The organism is Synechocystis sp. IPPAS B-1465 (genome assembly GCF_003015225.1).
Classification (GTDB): domain Bacteria; phylum Cyanobacteriota; class Cyanobacteriia; order Cyanobacteriales; family Microcystaceae; genus Synechocystis.
In genome coordinates, this window is record NZ_CP028097.1 from 69030 (window position 1) to 95289 (window position 26260).

Annotated in this window: 21 protein-coding genes and 2 CRISPR repeat arrays (1 of these 23 running past the window's edge); of the genes, 14 read left to right on the forward strand and 7 right to left on the reverse strand. The window is 45.2% G+C overall.

Going from position 1 to position 26260, the window contains the following annotated elements:
* A CRISPR array of direct repeats spans positions 1-3672; the repeat unit is 37 nt; unit sequence GTTCAACACCCTCTTTTCCCCGTCAGGGGACTGAAAC; it begins 531 nt to the left of the window's first position.
* A 99-nt stretch (positions 3673-3771) separates the two neighbouring features.
* Both C7I86_RS17085 and C7I86_RS17090 read right to left on the reverse strand, forming a co-directional pair.
* Positions 3772-4353: an HD domain-containing protein gene (locus tag C7I86_RS17085; protein WP_011153746.1), complete on the reverse strand. Its 582-nt coding sequence runs from the start codon at positions 4351-4353 to the stop codon at positions 3772-3774.
* A 23-nt stretch (positions 4354-4376) separates the two neighbouring features.
* Positions 4377-5822, reverse strand: coding sequence for a TIGR03985 family CRISPR-associated protein (locus C7I86_RS17090; protein WP_011153747.1), 1446 nt, complete (start codon positions 5820-5822; stop codon positions 4377-4379).
* 228 nt (positions 5823-6050) lie between these two features.
* On the opposite strand from C7I86_RS17090, the gene C7I86_RS17095 reads away from it, so the two are divergent.
* The 5 genes from C7I86_RS17095 (at position 6051) to C7I86_RS17115 (ending at position 10942) form a co-directional block, all read left to right on the forward strand.
* Positions 6051-6983: a hypothetical protein gene (locus C7I86_RS17095; RefSeq protein WP_011153748.1), complete on the forward strand. Its 933-nt coding sequence runs from the start codon at positions 6051-6053 to the stop codon at positions 6981-6983.
* A 114-nt stretch (positions 6984-7097) separates the two neighbouring features.
* The gene (locus tag C7I86_RS17100; RefSeq protein WP_011153749.1) at positions 7098-8486 is read left to right on the forward strand and encodes a hypothetical protein; all 1389 of its coding nucleotides are present in this window, start codon (positions 7098-7100) and stop codon (positions 8484-8486) included.
* Between the two features lie 6 nt (positions 8487-8492).
* Positions 8493-9485 (forward strand): hypothetical protein, encoded by a 993-nt coding sequence (locus C7I86_RS17105; RefSeq protein ID WP_223211239.1) that lies wholly within the window; start codon positions 8493-8495, stop codon positions 9483-9485.
* Between the two features lie 50 nt (positions 9486-9535).
* On the forward strand, positions 9536-10669 hold the full coding sequence (locus tag C7I86_RS17110; protein ID WP_011153751.1) for a hypothetical protein: 1134 nt from the start codon (positions 9536-9538) through the stop codon (positions 10667-10669).
* A gap of 45 nt (positions 10670-10714) precedes the next feature.
* Entirely contained in the window at positions 10715-10942 is a 228-nt protein-coding gene (locus C7I86_RS17115) for a hypothetical protein (protein WP_011153752.1), read from the forward strand.
* 154 nt (positions 10943-11096) lie between these two features.
* On the opposite strand, the gene C7I86_RS17120 is transcribed toward C7I86_RS17115, so the two are convergent.
* From C7I86_RS17120 to cmr4, 3 genes are read right to left on the reverse strand one after another with little or no spacing between them, the layout of a single operon-like run.
* Positions 11097-13046, reverse strand: coding sequence for an RAMP superfamily CRISPR-associated protein (locus tag C7I86_RS17120; protein ID WP_242018641.1), 1950 nt, complete (start codon positions 13044-13046; stop codon positions 11097-11099).
* 43 nt (positions 13047-13089) lie between these two features.
* Complete coding sequence (locus C7I86_RS17125; RefSeq protein WP_011153754.1) at positions 13090-13485, reverse strand: hypothetical protein; 396 nt, start codon at positions 13483-13485, stop codon at positions 13090-13092.
* 38 nt (positions 13486-13523) lie between these two features.
* Positions 13524-14303 (reverse strand): type III-B CRISPR module RAMP protein Cmr4, encoded by a 780-nt coding sequence (cmr4, locus tag C7I86_RS17130; RefSeq protein WP_041428283.1) that lies wholly within the window; start codon positions 14301-14303, stop codon positions 13524-13526.
* Positions 14304-14394: 91 nt separating this feature from the next.
* On the opposite strand from cmr4, the gene C7I86_RS17135 reads away from it, so the two are divergent.
* Positions 14395-14775, forward strand: a complete 381-nt coding sequence (locus C7I86_RS17135) for a peptidase (RefSeq protein WP_011153756.1) — start codon at positions 14395-14397, stop codon at positions 14773-14775.
* Between the two features lie 23 nt (positions 14776-14798).
* Here C7I86_RS17135 and C7I86_RS17140 read toward each other — a convergent pair whose 3' ends face one another.
* Positions 14799-15911, reverse strand: coding sequence for a type III-B CRISPR module-associated protein Cmr3 (locus C7I86_RS17140; protein WP_011153757.1), 1113 nt, complete (start codon positions 15909-15911; stop codon positions 14799-14801).
* Positions 15912-16092: 181 nt separating this feature from the next.
* Positions 16093-19032 (reverse strand): type III-B CRISPR-associated protein Cas10/Cmr2, encoded by a 2940-nt coding sequence (gene cas10, locus C7I86_RS17145; RefSeq protein ID WP_011153758.1) that lies wholly within the window; start codon positions 19030-19032, stop codon positions 16093-16095.
* Positions 19033-19155: 123 nt separating this feature from the next.
* Between cas10 and csx18 the strand changes: the two genes are divergently transcribed.
* The 8 genes from csx18 to C7I86_RS17180 all read left to right on the forward strand — a co-directional run bounded on the left by csx18 (position 19156) and on the right by C7I86_RS17180 (position 26238).
* Positions 19156-19524, forward strand: coding sequence for a CRISPR-associated protein Csx18 (csx18, locus tag C7I86_RS17150; RefSeq protein ID WP_011153759.1), 369 nt, complete (start codon positions 19156-19158; stop codon positions 19522-19524).
* The gene (cas1, locus tag C7I86_RS17155; RefSeq protein ID WP_011153760.1) at positions 19521-20510 is read left to right on the forward strand and encodes a CRISPR-associated endonuclease Cas1; all 990 of its coding nucleotides are present in this window, start codon (positions 19521-19523) and stop codon (positions 20508-20510) included. Before csx18 ends, cas1 begins: the two co-directional genes overlap by 4 nt.
* Positions 20511-20513: 3 nt before the next feature.
* Entirely contained in the window at positions 20514-20792 is a 279-nt protein-coding gene (gene cas2 / locus C7I86_RS17160) for a CRISPR-associated endonuclease Cas2 (RefSeq protein ID WP_011153761.1), read from the forward strand.
* A 206-nt stretch (positions 20793-20998) separates the two neighbouring features.
* Positions 20999-23852: direct repeats of the CRISPR family, unit length 36 nt; unit sequence GTCTCCACTCGTAGGAGAAATTAATTGATTGGAAAC.
* 117 nt (positions 23853-23969) lie between these two features.
* Complete coding sequence (locus C7I86_RS18820) at positions 23970-24110, forward strand: hypothetical protein (protein WP_158299055.1); 141 nt, start codon at positions 23970-23972, stop codon at positions 24108-24110.
* Between the two features lie 48 nt (positions 24111-24158).
* On the forward strand, positions 24159-24548 hold the full coding sequence (locus tag C7I86_RS17165; protein ID WP_011153762.1) for a DUF6717 family protein: 390 nt from the start codon (positions 24159-24161) through the stop codon (positions 24546-24548).
* Between the two features lie 18 nt (positions 24549-24566).
* Positions 24567-25082 (forward strand): AAA family ATPase, encoded by a 516-nt coding sequence (locus tag C7I86_RS17170; protein ID WP_011153763.1) that lies wholly within the window; start codon positions 24567-24569, stop codon positions 25080-25082.
* Positions 25083-25139: 57 nt separating this feature from the next.
* Positions 25140-25505, forward strand: a complete 366-nt coding sequence (locus tag C7I86_RS17175) for a hypothetical protein (RefSeq protein WP_199303585.1) — start codon at positions 25140-25142, stop codon at positions 25503-25505.
* A 106-nt stretch (positions 25506-25611) separates the two neighbouring features.
* Positions 25612-26238: an alpha-ketoglutarate-dependent dioxygenase AlkB gene (locus tag C7I86_RS17180; protein WP_011153765.1), complete on the forward strand. Its 627-nt coding sequence runs from the start codon at positions 25612-25614 to the stop codon at positions 26236-26238.
* The last annotated feature ends 22 nt before the right edge of the window (positions 26239-26260 follow it).

Here is a 26260-nt window from a genome sequence, read left to right on the forward strand (position 1 = left end):
AACACCCTCTTTTCCCCGTCAGGGGACTGAAACCGTTATCCGGCAAAGAAACCACACTACTAAGCTCGACAAGTTCAACACCCTCTTTTCCCCGTCAGGGGACTGAAACTGGGCCGGGCGCGAGTTGTCCTCCTGTCCGAGGCCCCACGTTCAACACCCTCTTTTCCCCGTCAGGGGACTGAAACCTATTAAGGCTATTTTCGCCACTTCTGTTTGAAAGGTTCAACACCCTCTTTTCCCCGTCAGGGGACTGAAACGTCACACCTCTTCACGAATCCTCACATCATGAATAAGCTGCACAGTTCAACACCCTCTTTTCCCCGTCAGGGGACTGAAACCGCGGGTCGAGATGTCGCTGGACACGCTGGTGCCGGACAGTTCAACACCCTCTTTTCCCCGTCAGGGGACTGAAACCTGGGCGGACTGGAGTTGCCACCTGCCGATGGCCTGCAGTTCAACACCCTCTTTTCCCCGTCAGGGGACTGAAACGAGCCAAAGTCAACTAGCACAGGCACGGCAAGCCATCCTGAGTTCAACACCCTCTTTTCCCCGTCAGGGGACTGAAACTCGTGCATCTGCGCATAGGAAGAGGTTAATTCCTCAACGTTCAACACCCTCTTTTCCCCGTCAGGGGACTGAAACAACGGGCAGCCCGAGTGGTGGGCATCGAGGTGGTGCTCGTTCAACACCCTCTTTTCCCCGTCAGGGGACTGAAACCCCCGCCACATTTTCGGATTAGAGGATTTGAATCGGCCGTGTTCAACACCCTCTTTTCCCCGTCAGGGGACTGAAACAGTTTCTCAAACTTTTCGGCGATCGCCGTCCAGGTGAGTTGAGTTCAACACCCTCTTTTCCCCGTCAGGGGACTGAAACTAGCGAAAAGTTATAGTTACCTTTGACCGGAGCTACCAACTCAGTTCAACACCCTCTTTTCCCCGTCAGGGGACTGAAACCCCCGCTGCCACGAGGGCAGCTGTAGACGCACCCCGTTCAACACCCTCTTTTCCCCGTCAGGGGACTGAAACTTAAATATACCCATCCCTAATAAAGGATAGAGATCTTGCAGTTCAACACCCTCTTTTCCCCGTCAGGGGACTGAAACGCTCTATTCTAATAACCCAAGCTTTTTTCAATTCTAAGTTCAACACCCTCTTTTCCCCGTCAGGGGACTGAAACCCGCTTGGTAGGATTGACCACCAAAGCTAGAAACAGGCACAGTTCAACACCCTCTTTTCCCCGTCAGGGGACTGAAACAGGGCGGTTAATCACTAGCGGCGATCTAGATATTGGTTCAACACCCTCTTTTCCCCGTCAGGGGACTGAAACTAGACTTCTATTTCCCCTCTTGCCGAGGGATGATACTGCAATTGAGTTCAACACCCTCTTTTCCCCGTCAGGGGACTGAAACTGCGCTCTCTTATCAAACGCCGCAACGCCATCAAGGCTGTTCAACACCCTCTTTTCCCCGTCAGGGGACTGAAACACGAGCGGAATCTTCTATGGATCGGATCACATCCTTAATGTTCAACACCCTCTTTTCCCCGTCAGGGGACTGAAACCTGGTGTCGGGGTTGTAGTATTCGTCTCGGTACAACAGTTCAACACCCTCTTTTCCCCGTCAGGGGACTGAAACACTATAGGGAGCGTTACCCTAGCTAGACATTGCCTAATCTGTTCAACACCCTCTTTTCCCCGTCAGGGGACTGAAACAAGAAGCAGAATAATGCGATTGAGTGGACAAAAATAAGAAGTTCAACACCCTCTTTTCCCCGTCAGGGGACTGAAACGGTTACGTATCGGCGTAACCGCCACTCCTTAGAGGTTCAACACCCTCTTTTCCCCGTCAGGGGACTGAAACCGCCTCCTGCGCCCTGGAGGGGTGATCCTACACCTCGCGGTTCAACACCCTCTTTTCCCCGTCAGGGGACTGAAACGATTCTGGTATACGTTTATCCCACCACTCCTTAGCTGTTCAACACCCTCTTTTCCCCGTCAGGGGACTGAAACCTCGTAAGCTAGGCAACGGCCTTGCTCGATGCACAGTTCAACACCCTCTTTTCCCCGTCAGGGGACTGAAACGGTGCAGCTGCGCCTAAGGAGATGGCTGTACAAGCTGTTCAACACCCTCTTTTCCCCGTCAGGGGACTGAAACCACCTAGAGGGTACCTCCCGGTTAGACCGGGGCTCTTATGTTCAACACCCTCTTTTCCCCGTCAGGGGACTGAAACAACATGGCCACAACAACCTTCCCGGAGCAAGGGATGGTTCAACACCCTCTTTTCCCCGTCAGGGGACTGAAACGGCGATATTTGGCGTGCCAGCCAAGTGAATTTTGGCGCTGGTTCAACACCCTCTTTTCCCCGTCAGGGGACTGAAACAACATGGCCACAACAACCTTCCCGGAGCAAGGGATGGTTCAACACCCTCTTTTCCCCGTCAGGGGACTGAAACGGCGATATTTGGCGTGCCAGCCAAGTGAATTTTGGCGCTGGTTCAACACCCTCTTTTCCCCGTCAGGGGACTGAAACCTAGCCTTTGTGGCTAACCCTCCTGCGCTTTGACATATAGGTTCAACACCCTCTTTTCCCCGTCAGGGGACTGAAACTTTTACCTCTTGCTCCTGCACAAGCTCAGCCTTAAGTTCAACACCCTCTTTTCCCCGTCAGGGGACTGAAACTCCTCCTCGCCTCTGAGAAAGAGTATGAAACACTGTGTTCAACACCCTCTTTTCCCCGTCAGGGGACTGAAACATGAACAGATTGCCATCTTCTAGGCGGATAGCCTGGGGTTCAACACCCTCTTTTCCCCGTCAGGGGACTGAAACGTTATCACGAGTTATCTTGCGCAAATCTTGTAGTGCATCTTTTGTTCAACACCCTCTTTTCCCCGTCAGGGGACTGAAACTTTAGCGGAGGAGACCTCTTCTATTTCTCCTATAACCGTTCAACACCCTCTTTTCCCCGTCAGGGGACTGAAACGGGAGAACCCTAAAAAGTTCTCCTGTCTAATCGCCACCTGTGTTCAACACCCTCTTTTCCCCGTCAGGGGACTGAAACCGCTCCAGAGTGCGCCGCCGCCGAATTGCGGTCCAGTTCAACACCCTCTTTTCCCCGTCAGGGGACTGAAACGAGACTCTATCTTTGGAGTTTCTAAGACATTGGCGGTTTCTAGGGGTTCAACACCCTCTTTTCCCCGTCAGGGGACTGAAACATTGCTTGGCGTAGGTTGACTTACCCGAGCCTGGGAGACCAGTTCAACACCCTCTTTTCCCCGTCAGGGGACTGAAACTCCAAGGGCTCTTCGTCTTCAAAGGCCTTAGTTACCTCTGGTTCAACACCCTCTTTTCCCCGTCAGGGGACTGAAACATAATAAAGCACCCTCAACGGACTATGCCATGAACAACAGGACCCGTTCAACACCCTCTTTTCCCCGTCAGGGGACTGAAACGTTGCCAGTTTTGCCGTTTTTGCTGTTCTGAGATGTTCAACACCCTCTTTTCCCCGTCAGGGGACTGAAACCCCATAATAATTAGGCTCGCTACCATAAGGGGAAACTTCTTCCAAGGTTCAACACCCTCTTTTCCCCGTCAGGGGACTGAAACGCGCCTGAGGTGGTCAATAGTGACCCCATGGCTCGTTCAACACCCTCTTTTCCCCGTTAGGGGACTGAAACGATCAGCAAAAGTATCTCAATTGCTGACAGTGTCATAAACCTGAACAAGAGTCATTCCACGTCCAGAAATATTAAGCATTTCGTTGTTCAATTTTTTTACTACTTGCCGTAAGCCCAACCATTGATAATATCAATCAACTCATTGGACCAAGGGTTAGGATTGCGGTCTTGATAAATTTGCCAAAGAGACTGATAGTACCAAATAATGCCAGATTTGCTCCGACTGAACTTTTGCCAAATATCATTCCCATAGCGGTGTAGGTCGATCTCAATAGTGCGGGCATTATGGAGAGTATCCGCCAAAGAAATTTTCAGCACAGCGAGGGAAATGCGAGACATTTTTTGTAAATGCTGTTGTTTTCTCTCTTCCCAGGGCGGTTTCGGCACTGTGGAGCTATCGGAACACCCCAACACTAATTGAGCTACGGTTTCCCCAAACTTTTCCCGAATTACATTGAGAGTGGCTTCTCCCCCTTGGTCCTCCACCGCATCATGGAGCAAAGCGGCGATCGCCTCATCTTCATTGCCGCCCATTTCCAGCACTAAAGCCGTTACCCCCAGCAAATGGCTAATGTAGGGCACTGGGGAACCCTTGCGAAATTGTTGAGCATGTAACTGGTTAGCTAATACTAGAGCATCGCCAAAGCGTGGAGTGAGGGGAGTAGGATGGGATAAATTCATAAAATTCATTAATACTAATTTTGCTAATGGGAGTAAAGGGCTGCCATGGCCTGCACATCCGACGCCATCCGTTGCCGTAAATCCAGGGGAAATAACACCTCCACATTGGGTCCCCAAGCTCGCAGACGCATGATGACGTTATTGTCCTGGTCGCGATAGTCCATGCGGAAATAACTATGGGTTGGTTCTTGCTTCCCTTGGGCTTGCCATTGCTTAATTGCCCGTTGTAACTGTTCCTTTTCAGTAGGCTGGAGCTGTTGTTGCCCTAACCAAGTGGATAACTGCTGAACAGTGTCAAACTTTTTGAAGGTTTCATGGCGGAAACTTTCGTCAATATACCGCTCAGAAAAATCCTGATTAAAGCGGAGCACCATGGTTTTGAGGGGTTTATAAAAATCAAAACCAAAGCCTCGGCTTAACTGGGTATCAATGTAATCAGCAGTAAACAAATTTTGTTGTTGGTATTGTTCCTGTAAAGGCAAGGGAATTTCTGGATCAGACCAATCTAAATTGGCCATGGCTTTAATACGGTCAAGGCGATAGTTATACCAATCCAACTTATTTCTATCTTTGGGATCTTGGCCATAGGCACAAAGATATAAAGCCCGTTGGTAATAATAGATGCAGACCGGATAGGTAATGCGTTTAACAAGGCGGTGTAAACTTACGCTGTCATACTCTAGCCTAAGGATGGGAAACTCATTTTCCTGCCACAGTTGCTGAAAACGGTAGGGCCAATCATTATCTAGATCTCTTTTGGCTACCACATAATCAACGTGCATAAAAAACCGCTGTTTCTGGCCCATAGTGGCCCGGAATAAATCCGGTATTTCACTGAGATCTTCGTGGCGGATATAGGACAAATTAGGAAAATTAAAGTTAGCATCCACCGGCTTACTTTGGGCCAGAGAACTAAAATCAATTTCCTCTAGCTTGTGGAATTTATCACCTATTTTTTCTAAATAACCCAGTTTGACCAACTCCTTAAGGTTATTATTTATAGTCCTAGGAACACAGGCAAATAAACGATTTTTACCATCATTAGATTTACTTCTTTCCCAGCTTAAGGTATCAAGAAAACCTTGAATATCAGCATCTTCTGCCAGATAACAAGTTCCCCGAAAATCTTCATACCACTGTTGTTGATCCGTTGCTAAATAGTCGGCAAATAACCATTGATGGATAGATTTATGGCAGGGACACTGGTTATTACTATGTTCTAAACTATCCCTATTAAAATTTTGATGAAACAATTTTTGTTCTAAGAAGAATGCGTCACGCCACTCAGGGTAGGTAAAACTCTCGTTGAGATGGCAGTAAATGGGGTCAGATTCATGGCCATAGATGCAACGCAGAAGTACCCAAAGCCGTATCGCCTTGCCCAAATTGATGGGATTTTTCAAGCTCTTGCCCTGGAGCAGATGGGAAAGTAGAGGGACTGTGGGAGAATATTCAAACGTAGATTCCATGGGGCAAATTATTGTTGTTGCTGAACCAACCCTACTTTATAAGGTCATGAAAAACTGGTTTTCTATTGTTGAGTATAGTGATTATTCCCTTTGCTAAGAGCGTGTTTGAAAAGCCCCCCTGGCCCCCCAAGTTTTGGGGGAAACTAAGTCAAAGTCCCCCAGTATTGGGGGATTTAGGGGGCAGAATCAGACTTTATAAACAGGTTCTAAGCAAAGATTTAGCTTCCCATGGTTAGTTATCATTTGCACCTGAGGGAAAATACCCTCTACGTGGGCTTTAACCGAGAACAATCCGCCAGTGGCGATCGCCTGGTGCGGGATGCGGCCAGCCAAATTGATCAATTAATCCGCCAGGGACAATTAACTGGGGGCGAACTGTTAAAGGTTGATGGGCCCCAGTCGGTGGCCATTGCCTATGTATTGGCCCAACGATTAACTCCCCTCTACGGGGCGATCGCCATCCTGGATCCCAAGGTTTGTCGGCCGGGGCATCGGGTTTACATTGTGGCCATCAGCCGTAATGCAGACTACCCATTAGGCAGTTTGATTGAAGTGCCCATTGGCGGCAGTGCACTGCTGAAAGTAGCAGTGTGTGGCTTTCCGCAAACAGGGAAATCTTGCTTAATTGAAGGCATTCGCCAGGCCATCTGCTCCCAGATCGGCGCTCCCTATCCCTACGTGATCCGGGCCTGTCCCGACGGAGAAGGAGCTTGGTTGCATCAAACCCAGGTCAATAATCCTGCCCTAGCGGAAAATCTCCGGGCCCAAAATAAGCGGGATTGGAATGCTACTTTTGCCGAAACGGCGGCGGATTGGGTGCGGTCTGCCAATGAAGCCATTAACCTCATTGATACTGGTGGTCTACCGTCCCCAGAAAACCGTTTAATTATGGCCGAAGCCAGCCACGCCATTATTCTCTACAAAACTGTGGCAGAACGGGAGCAATGGTTAAACTTTTGCCAGGACCTGGGTTTACCACCCTTGGCGATCGTTGAAAGTCGTTTGGGTAATGCCTCCGATGAGGTCAATCTTTCTACCAAAGATCAACCCATTACCGGGGTAGTCTATGGTCTCAGCCGGGGTAAAGCCAATCTAAGGGATAAGTTAATGATCCAGGCGATCGCCCACCGTTTAATCGACCTGACTAGTTCTGAAAAATAGATCGGTACATCGTACTAAATTTTAAGATAGAAAAAGGGTTTTCCATGGTAGGGTTCAATGGTAGTTGGCTCTTGAGAAAAATTTGTTCCTATCCCCCTCTGGAGATTTGCCCCCATGGTCAGCATTCACATTACCCGCCATGCCATCCAACAACTACGCAAACTGCGATCGGCGATGAATAATCGGGTTATCCCAGATATTTTTGAGCAATTGTCGCTGGGGATGAATGCCGGGAACCATATCCTACGCCATAGTCAATGTACTGAATATCGTAAAAGGAGACTGGAAGGGGGAGGGTACCTACGCCTATTTTTTGATGACCACAGTCCCAGCCACTATAAAGTTATTGCCGCTGTCCTGCGGGATGATGACACCTATAAACGGGAATTTGATGATCTACCCAGGGATCCCTGTTACGGATGGAATGGAGAAACAGGTTGGGAATGGGATTGGTACATTAACGAAGGTTATCTCTATTCAGCTCAGCCCAGTGATCAACAAATCAGAGATACCAATGAAGCTGTAAAAACCGATAATTACCACCGCAATGATGGCAATAACCATCCCGACTACCATCGCGTTCCTTACCATTCCACCATTGACCAATCAGCCCCGGGCACAGGCAAAACCCTAAATGCTGCTGAAAAAGCCTGTGAATTGGCTTATGTAGGGCAAAATGTTGTCTTCCTTTTGCCAGAAGCATTAATCGACCAGCAGGTAACCAAATACCGCTGTATTCGTCAAAGTCTTCAGGAACCCGCCGGGGAAAATTTATTCATTGGCACGTTTCACCAATGGCTAGCAAAAGCTTTTCCCCAATTGCCATTTCAAGTGGCTTCCCCAGCGAAAGAATTGCAAGTCTTGCAAGAGATAGCTCAACAACATAGACATTGGCAAACCAGCGGCCGAGATCCCATTACTTACCGAGACGTTTTGCTTTACCAGCTTTACGTTATCAACAAAAATTGCCGGGAGGATGATGTTTTTTGGGACAACAAACCTAGAATTGAAGAATTGAGAGATATTCGACCCCAATGGTGGCAAGGGGCATGGACACAGGAAGAACTCTGCCGCCGGGACTATACCCTGCAAGTTTTGCAATATTTTCAGCAAAATCCGCCGGCTCCCCCTACTCCAAGTTGGGGCACCAGCATCATCATTGATGAAGCCCAGGACTACTTGGTGGAGGAAATCGAGATTATCAAGCACCTTTGTCACCATTGGCAAACGGAAGCAAAACATCCAGTAAACCTCTGGCTGTTGGGGGACATTAACCAACGCATTGCCCCGGTTGACTTTACCTGGGGAGGACTCCAGCTTAATAAAACCAGGGAGCTGCAATGGGATAACTACCGCACCACTGAGTCTATCCTGACCCTAGCTAACCGTTTTCAAGCAAGGGCAGATGCATCCAAGCCAGCGGATGCCAAATGGCTGCCAAAACCAACGGATCCTAAATTCTGTTTTGAAAAACCTGGGGATGCGGTTAAGCTCCTGGTTTAGCCTGATTTGACCACAGCGGAAACCTTTTTAGATCCCCTGGTGGCTACCATTTCCCAACAAATTAGTGAATGGCAGGAAAAACACTCTCTGCAATGGCGTTTAGCGGCCCGGGCCAGACTGTTTTGCAGTGACCATTACCATGTCAGCCCAGACCGGGTGAAATTTCTGGAATTTATGCCGGTTTCCCAAGCTAAAGGGCGGGAATTTGACTCCTGTATTGCCTTTTGCTTATTCGATTTACCCCAAAATGGCGGTCGGATGGAGGCTTATACCAAATGGTACACCCAACTTACCCGAGCCCGTTCCCGTTTGCTCATTGTTACCACTGAGGCACAGTTAGCGCAGATGGGAGAAGAAATTTTTGAGAACTTAACCATTACTAAAGGTGAGAAAACCGTTAATGCTGTTGAGCGACTAAATTACCAAAATCCAAAAGAGGTTACCGATGCCCTCGGCTGGATTACGGAATTAACCAGCAGTTTGGACACGTCAGCCACAGGGCGACAAGGACTCAGAGAAATTATCCTGGAAGGTGCGTTACAAAGCGATCCAATACTTTACTATGACTTGTATTATGTGCTGAAAAGCTATGACATTAGCAGTCAAGAAACAATGGCAATTGAGGCGGATATTGTCAACCTTTTATTTAACAATGCAGAATTGCAAGCTCCCTTGAAAGCGTATTTTGAGCAACCGGAAGTAGAGGAAGTACCCCGACTGCAAACATTAATTTACCGTTGTCTTGGCCAATCTTGGCAGGCGGCAGAAATAGCCCAGTCCCGAAAGCAATCTGACCCCGGCACTTACCAAGAAGTTATGGCTGGTATTCAGCAGGATTTACAGCACCGCCATCTGCCGTTGGAAGCCGATCGACTGGCAAGGTTTTATGGACTAGAAACCTCCACTAATAAGTTTGATAATGCTTCCTGGTTTAAGACATCAGATAAACTTATTCCCCTGCTGAAAAACTGGACAGAAGAACAACTAAAAGTTGGTTAAAGTTTGCTTTTCAATTCTGTCTCAATCATTAATTTTAATCTGGTAAAACAATGACAAGTCAAAATTTTGTTTCTGATCAAGATACCATTACTGCTCTGCAACAATTAACCGATTTAATTCACCAGGGACTACAGCAAGCTTGGGACCCTAATATTATTACCCAAGCCAAAGCTGAGATTAATCAAACAGCAGAGCAATGCAAGGAGCAATTCCATACTATCCATCAAGATGTAGAAGATTTACAAGGCTCGCTCTTAGAAATTGATCAAAGAAGTGGACAGTTAACAGACAGTATTGTCACAGCAGAAAAAGTCACAGAAGTGATCACAAAAATGGGCGGGCCTGATCAACTGCGCCAAGACTTTGACCGCTTGGAACAGTTACGCTCCATCACTGGACAAATTGGCGAAGCCCAAGCCATGGCCCAGCAATTGCAACAGCAAACGGAACAGTTACGCACCGACGGCGATCGCCTGGGGCAAACCCTAACCCAACTTGGGGGAGCGGACGCTTTGTTGGCCCAATTAGCCCAGTTAGAAGAAATTGCTTCCCAGTTAGCAGGATTAGATAGCCACATTGACCAAGTGACAACGGCGATAATTGATCGTTATCTACCCAGTTTTGAAGCAGGCAAAGAACAAATTGCCCAATGGCGATCGGAGGTTAAGGATCAGTTGAATTTGACATTAGCTAGCCTTGAACAGCAAAAACAGGAGATAAATGGATTAATTGCAGATTTGACTACCCAAAGTGGGCAAGTTAGCTCCCAATTAACAGATTTAGAACAACAGCAGCTCAAACTAGAACCCCTACTAACGGCGATCGCCAAATTGGCAGATCAATTAGGAGGACAGGATTTACTGCAAAAGGTAGCGACGGATTTAGGGCTTTTAGACGAAACCATTGCCCAACAACAGCGGGAATTAGTTAGCCTAAAAACCGATTTACGGGCTGAGTTTCAACGCATGTTTAACCAGGAGTTAGAGCAGTTTAAAAATGAACAACTACAAGTTAATCAGCGTTTACTTGTCGAAAATCGCCAGCTCAAGGAAGAAATTACTAAAATCTCCCAGGAATTAAACTACAACGCTGACCAGCTACGTCGGCTCCAAGCAATCAAATGTGATCGCCCAGTCTGGACTTTGAGCAACCTACGTCGTCCCACTCCCCCTTATTTACCATAGGATTTCCAGTCACTTCCGTTTTTTTACTATTAGGAGCGAATAATTATGGCATCCCTTGTTGAAATCAAAGAAGATTTATATGTACAGCTACAGGGCATTAATGTGGCAGATAAACACGGACGAGATATGGAAATTCAGCACTATCAACAATTACATAAGTGTATCGAATTAATTGAAGAATTAGAGACAGAATTAGTTAAATGTGAACTAATGAAAGGCCAAACTTTTGAGGGGGTTTATAAAGAAACTTTGGAACGCCCGGGGGAAGTATAATCCAGTCCCCCATGGACGAGGCATTGGTGGTAGATAAGAAAAAGCGTTTTCCACTGCCATTCTAGTCGAGAGTTACACCAATAACCATGAGCCTTTATCGACCCAGCAGAATACATCAATTCTTGTAAGAACAATAAAAATATTTTTCATTAGTTTAGCTCAAAGGAAAAATCTGAATTGCCCCCTGGAGAGAACGTAAATAATCTGAACGGGGGGAAGCTGTTGCTCCAAAGATGGTAACTACATCGAAAGGACCCAAGCTACGAACCCATATTGGAGAGGGTAAAACTTTTCTCTCTTTCTGCTGTCCATTAACCAAGATTTTATCTTTTTGTACACCTCCACATAAACTTTTTAGTTCGGAATAAACTCGTTTTAGTTCAGGAAAGTTTTTCTCTTTCTTCAAAGATTTAATTTGATCATCTAACTGATGAAATTTTTGATTTAACTTGCTGAGAGCGTAAGACTTAGCATTGTCCTGATTTGCATTAGGAACAACAAAAATGCGCATATTGAGATCAGCACATTCTGTCCATTGATGGCTAGAATGATTGAAATTATTACTTCTTTCAGTAAAATTGAATGTTGTTTTGAGTAAGCTTAAAAGATCAATTAATTGGGTAATTTTTCCCAATATCCTCAATCTAAATTCATCAATATTCCCGGGAATACTACTAAATTCACTAGGATTTTGCACAAAGAAAGATGAACCACGAATTTTAGGATTTCCCTTGCGGTAATAACAAGGGCGTCTTGCCCCTTGACCAATTCCTCCTAAATAAAACATGAGCCATATTAAGTTACTGAAAAGATTCTGAAGGTTATCTTTTTGGTTTTCGTCAACTTCAGAAGTAAAAAATAGACGCAAAGTTCCACTCTGTTCGTTTTCATTTTCGGGCTCTTTTTCAAGAACAGTAACTTTGATAATTCCCATAGATTGAGGATCCAAACTTCCAAAAATTTTTGCCTCTAAAACTTTTGTATTTTTAGGAGGCATAACTCCCAGTGCAAAAACACGGAACCAATAACGCAACATAGATTTAAACGCTGTTGGTCGCACTTCTGCTTGGTTACTGCCTCGCATTTGCCATTCATTTTTGTTATTATTCCAGCTCCATTCCCCAGGTTTTTGATAACCGTGAATTAGCTGACCTTCTAAAGCAAACTCTACCTCTAAAAATGGTTTACTTAGTAGTTTTTTTGGATTTTCCAACAACTGTCCGTAGCCGGTATTTATTTGGGAACCAGCTCCATTAGCTAAGCCATTAATGAGCCATTTTTTAACCTGGGTTAAAACTTGCTGGTCAGAACAGTTAGAAATTAGGCGTAGTCCAATTAAAAATGTTGGCTCTTTCAGTGAGAGGAACGGATTGGGATTAGGAGAATAATCAAGATGATTTCCTTCCCAACTCCAGATATTGTTCGCCATATCCACGGCCAAACACTTGCCAGAGGTAGGATAGGCATCCAAAAAGACAACTTTGCCCGCTTGGTCTGCTTTATCCGCATCCAAAGCCCCAAAGTGTTTAACAATCAAGGAATCTTTTTCTGCATCTTTCCAGTTTTTGCCTGTGTTTTGCATCACCTCACGGATCGCCTGGGTTCGGGCCACTCCCCGTAAAGTTGCCGAAGGGATATAGGGCATTCCCAACGCATCAAACGCTGGTAGCAAAATGCTTTCTGGCCCCCTGTGTCCCCCCACTCGAATGCGCCATGGACAAGTTACTTCAAAGGTTTCTTTGGCGATCGCCTTTGTTCGCTGATTGCAAACACTTAGACGGGCATCATAATTTTTGGCATTCTCCATTGCTTTTTGGAGAATTTGCACCTTGGTCGCATCCTTATATTGATGGTCAGCAGGACGCATCCAGCGCAGATATTCCACAAAGGAGGCTATTTTAGCTGGGTTAGGGGATGTTTGAGGATTAAGCCAAGGAGAAGGGGGTTGATTACCTCCACTACCACCACCAGCTTTTTTACCCCCACCACTTACAGGTGTTGTAATGACTTTCTTTTTAGGGGAATTTTTGTCTTTTCCTCCCGGATTTGGTGATAAGGGCGGCTGCGGTTTTTGGGGTCTTGGTTTTTCCATTGGATTAGGCATGATGATTTAAAACTAAAAGTTTTGAAGAATTACAAAATATTAATTACTGTGCACCGGTGATGTCGTGATAAACCGCATTGGCCCAAAAGCCAAATTCATTGGCCAGTTCAATGCCTAAGCCTGTCAGTCCTAAATACTCATTGGCGGAAAGGGCAACTAAGGTATTTAACCCTTGGGAATCAGCCAAATTATTACGGCCAGATAGGGTTCCTAAATCATTAAAAAAGCGTTGGACAACCTGTTTTTTGCCTGTCTGACTTAGGGCAACTTCTTCTGCTTTAAGCCGCATTAAGCCCCAGGTAGAAAGATAGGTATAAAGTTCCATTGCCTGATTTTTCTGCTCTTTTAAAAGGGCGTTATCTTGACCTGCTTGATGACGGAGAGCCTGGAGAGATTGAAAAGCTTGTTTATTAATGGTACGGGGGTCAAAGTTTGGCATAATTTTCTCCTAATAATGAACGACAATCCGAAGCAATCTTAGAAACACTCAACAAAACCCCTTCCCAAGCTTTCTTGTCCCCCAATTTGCATAATTTCATTGACAGTTAATAAGTCTTGAAACTGTTCGCCCGCCTCCTGATTGCCCTTAGCTTGGGCGGTAATACCCCAGGGGAAATACATCAATGTATCAGGGGGAATTGCTTCTTCGTAGCGAAAGCCACCATCAACAGTTTTATGTTGATCTAGCTTGATCTTGACCTGTCGCCAAAGTCCCATTTGGATTACCGTTGCACAATGCTGATCTGGCAACACTAATGCTCTTTCAATGGTCATATTGGATTGATTAGGAATGAATTTTTTTACTTCCGCCTGGGACCATTGGTTTAACTCAGAATGGTCAAAAATAGCATCCTTTAAATAAACCTTTTCGTTAGCTTGATAAAAATTGCACAAATAAGGGACGATCGCCGGTTGAGCAGCAACATTAGCAACCCTGGCATAGCGATTGAGCAATAGGGGACAACTAATCCAGATCACCCCATGACTAAGGGAAGGCACAGGAAGCCAAAGCAGGGAACCATCCCCAACCCAAACACTGCCCTGGGTTAAATTCCCATTGTCACTGTTTAGATCATTGCCAAATAAAGCATCCCGTTTATTGTCATCCACAGCGGCCCGTAAACGCCCCCGAATAGTACTAGAAGGAATGTAGGGAAAATTAGTGTGGGACTCCCGGGCAATGCCCAATAAATTACCTTCCTGGGTGGTGCCGCCGGTGTGGAGGGGAGAGAGGAGATATAGATGTTGAATGTTCATGGAAATTGATAATAAGAGAACAGTCAATCTATTAGTTGCTCGGTGAAGAGCGTTATGATGAAAATCTAATGACAGTTTAGGACAGTTAGCAATGGATTTAGCTGTTAGTAAGATTCAATTAAGCAATCCTAGTCAAAATCATTTGCAAGCTTTAACTGTGGAAGCGTTAGCCGATTCAGAAACAGTACATTTATGTATTCCAGACCATATTCAAATCCAATTGCAGCTAGAAATTGTTGATCAAAAAGAAGTTACTTTAGCCGATGGTAGCCGTCGATTAATTCCCTATGTAGGACCTATTAAAATCAAATTTGAGAACCGTATCGGTTTTGCCGGAGCTTTAGTAATGGGGGATCAAGTTTTACTAGGAGCTATTCCCATGGAAGATATGGATTTGATTATTATTCCCAGTGAGAGACGATTGGCTGTTAATCCCCACAGTCCTAATATTGCCACTTCCATCGCCAAATAAACGACTTAATAAGCTTTGGTAATTCACCTATTAACCTCCTGCAAGTTAACCCAAAGCAAATGGGAATAACCTAATTTTCTGGTTTGTTGTAAATGTTTGGGAGCATTATCTTGGTCGGCAAATAAACCCTGGGGTTGGTTCAGGTAATAAACAGTGCCTGGTGGGGCGGCAAACACCTGGGGGGCAGGGATACTATGACCTGGATTGCGCTGACGATCCCGAATGCGGGGGCTAATGGCCACAGCCCGATCCGTCGCCATGGAGATAAAGGAACCTTGATTGTGGGTTAGTTTCCACTCCCAAGGATAGGGACGACAGGTGGAAACCCCATCCCGGCCCCGCTCAAAAATGCCTGGAGTCATCAAATAGGCGATCGCCTTTTGCCGTTGTTGATAGTTCTGGTCGGATAATGTTTGCAGACGTTGCCATTGTTGGTCTAGGGCTGGCCGATGGACCAGAGTAACTCGATGGCCTTCTCCCCCCAGTCGCATGGAAAGAGGTTGGGGCAAACTCTGTAATTGTTGATGGGTTGTCGGGTCAACGGCGATCGCCAACGACCAATTTTCCTTTAAGCGAATGCCATTTTCCACAAAGTAACCATCACTTTCCTTAACCTGACGGGTGCCAGCTTCAATGGAATTGTGGGGGCGACTTTCCATGGTCCAGGGTTGACTATCTTCGTCCTCCGGTCGGGCCCAATCCTCCGGTTTAATGGCCCCAGTTTGCAAGTAACCCATCATCACATCCAAGGGCAACCAGGTACGGGCCTGTTTTTCGTCCCGTTTTATATCCGTTTGGGAAACAGTTTCCAGGGGTGCTAAGGGGGCCGGCTGGGTTTTATCCCACAACATCTGACTTCGTAAGGGACTGGTGGCATCGTGCCAAGGCAAAGGTAACAGGGGGGTTTTGCCGACAAAGCCCAACGGCCGAGGAAAATAAAGGGTTTCCTTGTGATATAACAATGGCCCTATTAGGCTGATGGTTTGATTTTGGGGCAACAAACTCCGGACTGCTCCCGCTAAGGTATGACCATTGGGGGGAAAAATACTGCCAGCCCAGGCCCGATCGCCAGGGGTGAAGGGTTTGGCATCCCGGAGTAGGAGAATATCGAGGGGAGTGAGGCTATACCAATACATTTGACTTAAAGTTGGTTAAAAGTATCGAGGCAGAAATTGACTAAAAATTAAGTAAAAATACGATCTAAATCTAGCTTCAATTCCGGAAATACTTGGGGAGAAATACTTTTTGGTAATATCGATCCACAGCGAATTTACGGGTTAGCAACTGCATTTTTATTACCTCCAAAGATGTGCCTAGTTAATTGGGAAATTTAATGTAACGGTTCCGCTTCATAAATGCGGCGACTTTGAGCCAATTTTTTGCTTCCTTTTCCCAATTCTTCTGGCTAGTAGTCTGCCAAAGTTGAATTAAAAAACAAGCTAAACGAGACCTCAAAGTCGATTGTTGATCCTTGTCGAGGGCATCACGCCGCTCTACCAAAACATTTACCCAGGGCATAATTGCTTCCCGCACCGGAATGGGATGCTGTTCTAAAACCGTAGCGGCGGTTTCGTAGGTGGAAGCATCAATGGTTTCAATATCTAGTAAATCCTTCCATGTCTTAAATACTTCAAATTTGCTGGTGGCGGTCAAAACATTACCGTTGCCGTAAATAACCCGTACTTGTACTGCATCCTTGGATTTTTTATCTTCTCCTTCTCCATACTCATGTTCTTTGGCTTCCTCTTCCGCTTCCCAAAGATGCTCCAAGGCGATCGCCAGGGGGACAGAGTGGTGGGCAATGGTAATGCCAAAGCTAATGGTGGCCCCATCCCCCATGGTAAACAAGGGCCGTTGGGGCAAGTTTTTGTGGGCAGTTTTTGAGTGCCAATAATGCCCCGTGCTGTCAAATTCCCTGTGTTCATCGCGATCGCCACGAAAGGCTTGGCGAATGTCCCACAACCATTGATCCCATTCCCACAGGTTGGTGTAGGCCAGTACATCGTCTCCGCCGCTATAAATTAATCTGCCTGCATATCTTTGTTCGGTGAGGTAGGGCACCAATTGGTTGGAGAAATCCAGCAGGGCTCGACTCAGGGCGTTATGGGTAGCAGGGCCCATCCGTTTAGGCTGTTCGCTAAAGGGTTGAAAAGTTGGCTGTAGGTCTTCCGGCACAGTTAAAACCTGGGGAAAATAATCGCCGTAGGTTCTCATTTTGGTGCCCTTGAGCCATTCGCTCATGCCATCCCCATCCCCAGCAGCTAAAACGTACCAACTAGTGGGATTATTCTGGGGATAAAATTTTTCGATTTCTGTTTGCAATGCTTGGCGATAACTAGGCAACTCTGTTTGGTCGAGATCTTCCAATTCTTCCACCAACCAACCCGAATTTAGTAGCCGGGGATGATATTTTTTCTCCATGTTTTCTTCGACCCAGGGAATTCCCCAATCTTGGGTGACAGAATCGGCCACTTTATGGCGATCGCCAAGGATTTTTTGGGAGATGGCGGAGCAGGCCTGCTCAAAAATCGGTAGACCATCCGGTTGGGTTTTTAAATATCCCGCTATGCCCACCGTAAGATCTGGGTAATAGGTTTTTAATTCCTTGGCCCCCCGTCCCAGTAATGCAGGCAATACTTTTTCCAAACCCCGCTTCACTGTTTCCGTGGCATTTAACTGTTCACTGCCATCAAATAACCCTGCCTGTCGTTGCCAATATTTTTGTGTATCTCCCTCTGTGACCCAATCCCGTTGGTGACTAGGGGCTTGGGGATGGACCACTGGCCCAAGGCCGGAAATGGTGGACCGGGGGCCAAAGGCGGTGGGAATTTTCCAGTTGCGAGCATTTTTAACCGCACTAAGGGTAAATCTGGTTTGGCCAAAGATATCTGCCCACCAGGAACCCACATTCAAGCTACCGGCATAGTTGCGGTTCCGTTGCTGGATAAACAAATCCGTGGATTTTTCGATAAAGTCCAATTCTTCCTGGGCAAATAAACTAGCGGAAAATGCTTCATTTTGTTCCCTAACCCATTGGTCTCGTTGGGCTTTACTTTCCGGTGTTTGGGTGGGAATGCCCACACTTTTTAGGGTTTTTCCCTCCGCCCCGATCGCCATGGCGCTCCAATAGGTCTGCCACTGGGCATCCAGCCAATGTTTCCAGGTGGGATCAGTTGGGTTTAACTGTTTTTGCCAATGTCGTTGTTGCAATTCTGCAAAGACTAAATGGGCAATATTTCGCCAAGCGTTTAGTAGATGATTTTTGGCCGATTGCATGGCGGCGCTAACTTTTTCTTTGGGCAGTACCAACATAATTACGTTGGGAAATCCCGCTGTTAACAGTTGGCGATCGCCTGGCTGGGGTACCCACTGACTAAAGCCTTGCTCACCATATTTTTCTAGTAGCCAATGGTCGATCAAGGGTTGACCGTACAGGCTGGGGTACAGGAAACAATCGGGGCCATACTGCTGGGCCAATTCCCAACAAACTTTGGCGGACAGGTAGTGCAATATCCAAGACCCAGCCCAAAAGTCTTTGATTTTACGGCTGGCTTTAATTAGTTCTTGAATGGGGCTAAAGGTGAATACGGCCAGATAAGCTTGGGATTTGGGTGTATTTCTTGCTCCTTTGGCAATATCTTCAATGTTGGTGTCATAGCCCGCCAATGCTCCGGCTAAGGCGGCTGTCATACTGCCATGGCTCCAAATGGAAGCATCGGGCAAACGGGTTTCCGCTGGCATTAACAAGCTCTCTGGGCCAAATTGTTCGGCCACTGCTTCGGGCAAACATCGCCATAACCACCAAAAGCATTCCTGGGCTTTGTCTGTACCATGGAGAAATTCCGCTGGCATTTGCTGGATCAGTTCTAATTCTTTTTGCTCTAAATAAGTACGGCGATTACCTTGGCCAATAATTTCGCTATGATTTGCTAGTTTTAATGGCAACTTAGCCCCGGATAGGAGATGGGAAAGTTCGAGCCCTTTGCCGTCATAGTCTATGGGCGTACCAATATAGTGAATGGCTCCCCGATCGCTGGCGGAAGCGATTAGATCGGATAAACCAATATGGTCAAGCCAACTATTGCTCAGTTCACCGTCTTTTTTTTCTGTGCTGGATTTGGGTGACACCCAGTTTTGCATACAGCCCAAGGACTGCCAAGCTCCCTCTCCTCCTCTGCCAGAGTTGTTATGTAAAGCTTTGAGGGCGGGGTCGTGGAGTAGCCCCCAAATTTTTGCTTGCCAGTAAACTTCAGACACAGGCGGATTTCCTTTTGGTCTCGGAATTGCAGATTTCAGTTCAAAGCCATTAAGCAACTTTGATTCCGTTAGCCTAGCGGACTTCCCAAGGAAAAGAACAAATTTTAGCTTTTCTTAATATTTGTGTTTAAAAAACTTCATACTATTTTTGTGGTTGGGGGAGTTAAAATTTCGGCAACTTTCCTCACTGTGGCCCGTAGCATGTATTCCCCTTCCCGACTTCTCTTTGCCCGCAATCTTGTCTTGGCCATTGCCAATGGTCTGATCACTTTGGTGATTTTGCTTATTGCCCCTTTGGGTTTGGCGGCGGTGATTATCAATACCCTGTTGGTGGCCTGTTCGACTTTCATGCTCAGTGTTTTTGGTGATGTTGTGGTGCGGTGGTTGCTCCAGGGGACTAATCCCCATGGTCTACCCACTAATGCTAATCCAAATGTCGGTATTACTCCTCAAACTTCCCATCAACCTACCCAAAGGCCGGACCGCTGGTGAAAACTCTCTATGTTTCCCAATCTGACTGTTATGTTTCCCTAAGAAAGGAGTTTCTGTTGGTGAAGCGTCAGGATCGGATTTTGGCGGAGGTGCAACTGCCTTTTTTGGAACAGGTATTGATTTTTGGCAAGGCCCAGGTCACTACCCAGGCGATCCACGCTTGCCTGAGTCGCAATATTCCTATTCTGTATCTTTCCCGCATGGGTTTTTGCTACGGCCGGATTATTGCCATTGAACGGGGTTATCGTCATCTGAGCCGATATCAGCAGGAGCTTGGCTGGCAACAACGGTTAATTACCGCCCGTACCATTGTGGCGGCGAAAATAAAAAATGCTCGAGTTTTTCTCCAACGCCAACACCGCAAGCACCCCACCCCTTCTCTTCAGTTGGCGATCGATGGGCTAAAGCACTTTGTGGAGTTAACAGTGAAAGCTGACAAGTTAGAACAACTGTTGGGCTATGAAGGCACTGCGGCTAATCTTTATTTTCAAGCTTGGGCGGATTGCATCGAAAATTCTAACTTTATCTTTTTTGGTCGTTCCCGTCGTCCCCCTGGTAATCCGGTTAATGCCATGCTTAGTTTTGGCTATCAGGTGCTTTGGAATCATTTACTAACTTTGATTGAATTGCAGGGGTTAGACCCCTATCAAGCTTGTTTACATCAAGGTTCAGAACGTCATGCGGCCTTGGCTTCGGATCTAATTGAGGAGTTTCGAGTCCCTATAGTGGATTCTTTGGTTTTGTATATGATAAATCGTCGTTTGATCGATGTAGGGGAGGATTTTGTCTTCCAAAATGGTGGTTGTTTTCTCAATAGCTCCGGTAGAAGAAAATGGCTGGGGGCTTTTGTGGGCAGAATGGAGGAATTTTTGTCCTTTGACCAGGGTGATTTTCCCCGCTGGCATTGTCTAATCGATCAAGTAAAAAAATATAAGGCTTTTATTTATTCTCCTTCTAATAGTTATTCTCCTTTTTTAATTCGCTAATTGATGTTTCTCTATGTTATTGCCTACGATATTCCTGATGATCGCCGTCGTAAAAAGATGGCCGATTTATTAGAAGGTTATGGCCAAAGGGTGCAATATTCTGTATTTGAATGTACATTGTCTAAGTCTAAGTTTAATGAATTGCAAAAACGTCTCCGCAAAATTTATCAATCAGAGGAAGATAGTTTGCGTTTTTATCCTTTGTCTGGGCATACCCTCACCCAGGTTGATATTTGGGGGGAACCACCACTCACTAAGCCCCCTGGCTCAGTCATTGTCTAAAATCTATGCTGATTATTGGTGTACCATTGCGAGGCTGATGGAAAATCGCTGTAATGTCCGTTTTTCGTTGGGAGCCTCGATGGCTTACTGTATAAGGATTTCAGCCGCTATTTTTGCGTTGAGCTTTTCCGATTATGGTCAATTTTTGCTGAGCCTCGCAAATGAGGATTGGATGCCTTGTCCCGTAAGGCTTTAAAATGGGGGCAGTCTCCACTCGTAGGAGAAATTAATTGATTGGAAACCTTTAGGTGGGCGTTGACCTTTAGATTAGGAATGGTGTCTCCACTCGTAGGAGAAATTAATTGATTGGAAACAGCGCCACAGCTGACAGAGTTCCTGAAGGAAGCTAAGTCTCCACTCGTAGGAGAAATTAATTGATTGGAAACCTGAGTGATTTTTATCAATTGTCGAGCTTAGTAGTGTCTCCACTCGTAGGAGAAATTAATTGATTGGAAACACAGGAGTGTTAGCGCACTGCCTGTCATTACTATTAGTCTCCACTCGTAGGAGAAATTAATTGATTGGAAACTTAGATTGCGGGGGCTAGTGACGCCATAGTTTAACGACAGTCTCCACTCGTAGGAGAAATTAATTGATTGGAAACAAAGATATTAGGCTATCCTTCGGGGTAGTCTTTCTTGTCTCCACTCGTAGGAGAAATTAATTGATTGGAAACAAGTGTTGTTGCCTAGTGTTATACCAGAATATCCCGTCTCCACTCGTAGGAGAAATTAATTGATTGGAAACCTCATTAGTGCTATCTTCTTGTTGATGGATTAGAACAGTCTCCACTCGTAGGAGAAATTAATTGATTGGAAACTCTACTCTGGTGAAGACCAAGTGGATTTCGTGGTGATGTCTCCACTCGTAGGAGAAATTAATTGATTGGAAACGTTAGTGCTTGGTTGTGGTTATGCTGCAACTAAGCCGTCTCCACTCGTAGGAGAAATTAATTGATTGGAAACATCGATATACTTTTTAGCATCAGCTAAATGATAAAAAGTCTCCACTCGTAGGAGAAATTAATTGATTGGAAACTTAGAAAGTTTTGGTTAGTTTCCATTCCTCTTTTTGTCTCCACTCGTAGGAGAAATTAATTGATTGGAAACTTTCTCCATTGTTAGTTAGTCATTTCCTTGACAATTGTCTCCACTCGTAGGAGAAATTAATTGATTGGAAACTGGGATTCATGAACATGTTGATGGTGAATTATACCTGTCTCCACTCGTAGGAGAAATTAATTGATTGGAAACTGATTAAATTAATATGCGTGATAGATTAACTCATTTTGGTTGTCTCCACTCGTAGGAGAAATTAATTGATTGGAAACTTTTTTGGCATAACTCAGTAAGTCTTTTTTGTTTAGTCTCCACTCGTAGGAGAAATTAATTGATTGGAAACAATACTAATCTTAAAGATCTTGGTTTAATTACATATCGTGTCTCCACTCGTAGGAGAAATTAATTGATTGGAAACAACAATTGCAAGGTTTATAAGTAAATGAACAACAACGGTCTCCACTCGTAGGAGAAATTAATTGATTGGAAACAAATCCAACAACTTCTCCACATTTACTCCACTAGTCTCGTCTCCACTCGTAGGAGAAATTAATTGATTGGAAACCTCCTACTTGTGCAGCCTCTAGTCCGCTTTTTAGATTGCGGTCTCCACTCGTAGGAGAAATTAATTGATTGGAAACGCTTCGCTTCTTTCGCTTTCTCAACATAAAACTCATGATGTCTCCACTCGTAGGAGAAATTAATTGATTGGAAACCTAAAGTATGGTAACTCTGGGTAATTTTTTAACAGGTCTCCACTCGTAGGAGAAATTAATTGATTGGAAACCTTATCTTTTTCTAGCGTAACAAAAGAATAATCAGGAGTCTCCACTCGTAGGAGAAATTAATTGATTGGAAACTTTCAACCAAAAGCTTATTGGCTTCTACGGACTCACGAGCGTCTCCACTCGTAGGAGAAATTAATTGATTGGAAACTCTGAACTACTTTTTTTTCAACGACTTCACCATGGGAAGGTCTCCACTCGTAGGAGAAATTAATTGATTGGAAACAGTTTTAGATGCACCAATTACATCTTCTTCCATAAAGGAGTCTCCACTCGTAGGAGAAATTAATTGATTGGAAACATTCAAGACCTCCGGTGGTCAGAAGACTGTAGCAACAAAGCTTGAGGTCTCCACTCGTAGGAGAAATTAATTGATTGGAAACTAGATCAGGCATCCAAACTCTTGGGCGATGTCGCGTAACGTCTCCACTCGTAGGAGAAATTAATTGATTGGAAACCGATGTAGCTCATAGCGACCTCGATAATTAATTGATGTCTCCACTCGTAGGAGAAATTAATTGATTGGAAACACCAAGCTAGTCACTATCCGATCAACCGTCGTTGCAGGTGTCTCCACTCGTAGGAGAAATTAATTGATTGGAAACTATCAAGAGTTGTCTAGTCAGTTCCAAGAAAAACCCTGGGAGGTCTCCACTCGTAGGAGAAATTAATTGATTGGAAACTGACCTGATTCCTCGAGAATTGAGACTCCTAAAGAAATTGCGTCTCCACTCGTAGGAGAAATTAATTGATTGGAAACAGTTCCAGTCGTGCTCCAAGGGCTCTTCGTCTTCAGTCTCCACTCGTAGGAGAAATTAATTGATTGGAAACAACTTTGGAAAATTGCCTTCATACCATTCTTTTGTTAAACCGTTGTTGTCTCCACTCGCAGGAGAAATTAATTGATTGGAAACAGCAACAAAACAGCCAGCAGCAATTAATAAATCAGTTGTCTCCACTCGTAGGAGAAATTAATTGATTGGAAACACTCCGTGGCGTCGTACCGGTACGCCTGGGCTTCGTCCAGTCTCCACTCGTAGGAGAAATTAATTGATTGGAAACTGAAATAACCCCCATAGCGGTGGCCATGGGGGCGTTTTACTAAGTCTCCACTCGTAGGAGAAATTAATTGATTGGAAACATATCTGTTAGCTCAATTTGAGCAAGTTCATCATTTTTTAGTCTCCACTCGTAGGAGAAATTAATTGATTGGAAACTAGCTACGATAACAATTAGTATTACAAAAATATGAATTGAATTAATAATTTAGCCTACGGGAAAATAGGTTTTCTACTGCCATGCTAAAAAATAGATGTTGAGTTAAGTCATCCACCATGCAACTAAAACACTGGCAATCTCAAAAACAGGAGCAAAAAAAGAGTCCAGGGGCTCCCAAAAAAGTGCGGCGACAAAAAGCCCGCCTGCAAGCCCTACGAAAAAAGCTCCATTCTTCCTGGGCTGGAAACCAGCCATAATAATTCGTTCACCAGAACTCGCAATTTTTCACGGAGAAGCCGACAAACATGAATAGTATTTTCACCATTAACCCCTATTGGACCGGAAGCACCTGGGCGTTTGATGCGGCCGAAGTGGGTCTATTAGGGGAACCCTTTGTTTCCGGAGCTGACGCCATTTTGAGCGCCATTGTCAAGCGGGAACTGGCATTGGAGACAGAACAAGGCAGTCAATTCGAGCTAATCTTCAGTGCCGAAGGCTTTCCAAGTTACCACGCCTGTTTCGAGCGGCAAGAGCCAGAATATGGAGGCTACTGGTATAAAGTAGTGGACGCCGGCAATGATTATCAAGACCTGGACTTTGGCGATCGGGGTTGGTTATGCCCTGCCACCCTGCACTTTTTCCCTGGCGGCCATCCCGAAAAACTCTACATTCAAGTGCGGGCTATCAACAAATAACAAAGCAATGCCGCAATAATGACATCTGTTTTTCACGTTCTAATCGGTTGCCCAGCCAGTGGCAAATCCACCCTGGCCGCCCATCTCCATCAAGCCATACCCCAAAGCCAGATAATTTCCACCGACCAAATTAGGGAGGATTTATTTGGAGATGCCGCAACCCAGGGAGTTTGGGCCTTAATCAATAACGAGATTTCTACTCAAATTACCCAGGCGATCGCCGCTGGAAAACAGATTATTTATGATGCTACTAATGCCGAAAAAGCTTGGCGCTCGGAATTATTGGGCAGCTTAAAAAAATTGGATGACTTGAAGATTATTGGTTGGTATTTACAAACGCCATTGGAAGTTTGCTACCAAAGGAATAAAAATAGACTGCGACAGGTTCCCGAAGATGTGATTGAGACCTATGCCATCGCCCTAGAACAATCCCCTCCCAGCAAAGATGAAGGATTTACTGAACTCCACCGCATTCCCTATAACCAACTAGAAAACATTGATTTTTCACAGCTAAGAAGTCAGTGGAAAAACTAATTTCTAACAGTGAGATATAAAAATAATTGTCGAATCAATAGAATTGGAAAAGACAAAATGACTACTTGCATCAACAATAGCTTGTTCACCATTGAGCCCTACTGGGTCGGCCGCACTTGGGCCTTTGATGCCCCTAATTTGGGAGTCATGGCAGAACCCTTTGTGGCGGGCACCAATATTGTTTTAACCCAATTAGCTAAGACACGCTTGGGCATTGAACCTAGTGACGGAGCTAAGTTTCAGTTGATTTTTAGTGCCCAGAAATTTCCAGGTTTGCACTTGAGCTTTCGCCGCCAGGAACCCGAATTTGATGGTTACTGGTATATCAGTGAAAGCCAAGATTGGGCCTGGTTTTCCTCTGCGATGACGAGCTTTTTTAGCAATGGACACCCCGAAGAACTTCATCTACAGGTTTTAAGATAACGGAAATATGGGCTTCTCTGACAATTTACGGACCGATGGAGCTTTTGGAAAAGGCTTTTTCTATTGCAGTGATAACTTAAAGTTGTGGCGACGAGGGTAAAAGATTTTGATTAAACAACTCAGCCTTTTTGATATTTATCCCAATGGCTCTCCCGAAGAAATCATTATCTCCGATGGCCATTTACAACTTTATCACTCTATCTTCAGCGATGTTGAAGCTTCTCGTTACTATGATCGACTAGAAAAAGAAATTTGTTGGCAACAAGATTCGATTATTCTTTTTGGCAAATCCCAACCTCTACCCCGCTTGACTGCTTGGTATGGTGACCCGGAGCGGAGTTACACCTACTCTGGCATTGCCATGGAACCAACACCATGGATACCGCTATTGCAAACAATCAAGACCAAAGCAGAGACCCTAGCAAAGGCAACTTTTAATTCTGTACTATTGAATTTTTACCGCACCGGGACGGATGGAGTCAGTTGGCACGCTGACGATGAACCAGAACTGAAAAAAAACTATCCCATTGCTTCGGTTAGTTTTGGGGGCACCCGTCGCTTTCTCCTCAAACACAAAACAGATCCCACCATTGAAAAAGTCGAGCTGATATTAACTTCTGGCTCAATATTGCTGATGTTGGGCACCACTCAAGAATATTGGCTTCACCAAGTCCCTAAAACCAAGAAATTTGTTGAGCCTCGCATTAATTTAACCTTCCGCTTTATTCAATAATTCTCCACTGATTTAAAAATAA

Coding starts and splice junctions, on each gene's coding strand:
- C7I86_RS17135 (WP_011153756.1), top strand. CDS start 14,395: ATGGATTTAGCTGTTAGTAAGATTCAATTAAGCAATCCTAGTCAAAAT.
- C7I86_RS17095 (WP_011153748.1), top strand. CDS start 6,051: ATGGTTAGTTATCATTTGCACCTGAGGGAAAATACCCTCTACGTGGGC.
- C7I86_RS17090 (WP_011153747.1), bottom strand. CDS start 5,822: ATGGAATCTACGTTTGAATATTCTCCCACAGTCCCTCTACTTTCCCAT.
- C7I86_RS17125 (WP_011153754.1), bottom strand. CDS start 13,485: ATGCCAAACTTTGACCCCCGTACCATTAATAAACAAGCTTTTCAATCT.
- C7I86_RS18820 (WP_158299055.1), top strand. CDS start 23,970: ATGCAACTAAAACACTGGCAATCTCAAAAACAGGAGCAAAAAAAGAGT.
- C7I86_RS17140 (WP_011153757.1), bottom strand. CDS start 15,911: ATGTATTGGTATAGCCTCACTCCCCTCGATATTCTCCTACTCCGGGAT.
- cas2 (WP_011153761.1), top strand. CDS start 20,514: ATGTTTCTCTATGTTATTGCCTACGATATTCCTGATGATCGCCGTCGT.
- C7I86_RS17175 (WP_199303585.1), top strand. CDS start 25,140: ATGACTACTTGCATCAACAATAGCTTGTTCACCATTGAGCCCTACTGG.
- C7I86_RS17115 (WP_011153752.1), top strand. CDS start 10,715: ATGGCATCCCTTGTTGAAATCAAAGAAGATTTATATGTACAGCTACAG.
- C7I86_RS17170 (WP_011153763.1), top strand. CDS start 24,567: ATGACATCTGTTTTTCACGTTCTAATCGGTTGCCCAGCCAGTGGCAAA.
- C7I86_RS17100 (WP_011153749.1), top strand. CDS start 7,098: ATGGTCAGCATTCACATTACCCGCCATGCCATCCAACAACTACGCAAA.
- C7I86_RS17120 (WP_242018641.1), bottom strand. CDS start 13,046: ATGCCTAATCCAATGGAAAAACCAAGACCCCAAAAACCGCAGCCGCCC.
- C7I86_RS17085 (WP_011153746.1), bottom strand. CDS start 4,353: ATGAATTTATCCCATCCTACTCCCCTCACTCCACGCTTTGGCGATGCT.
- cmr4 (WP_041428283.1), bottom strand. CDS start 14,303: ATGAACATTCAACATCTATATCTCCTCTCTCCCCTCCACACCGGCGGC.
- C7I86_RS17165 (WP_011153762.1), top strand. CDS start 24,159: ATGAATAGTATTTTCACCATTAACCCCTATTGGACCGGAAGCACCTGG.
- C7I86_RS17110 (WP_011153751.1), top strand. CDS start 9,536: ATGACAAGTCAAAATTTTGTTTCTGATCAAGATACCATTACTGCTCTG.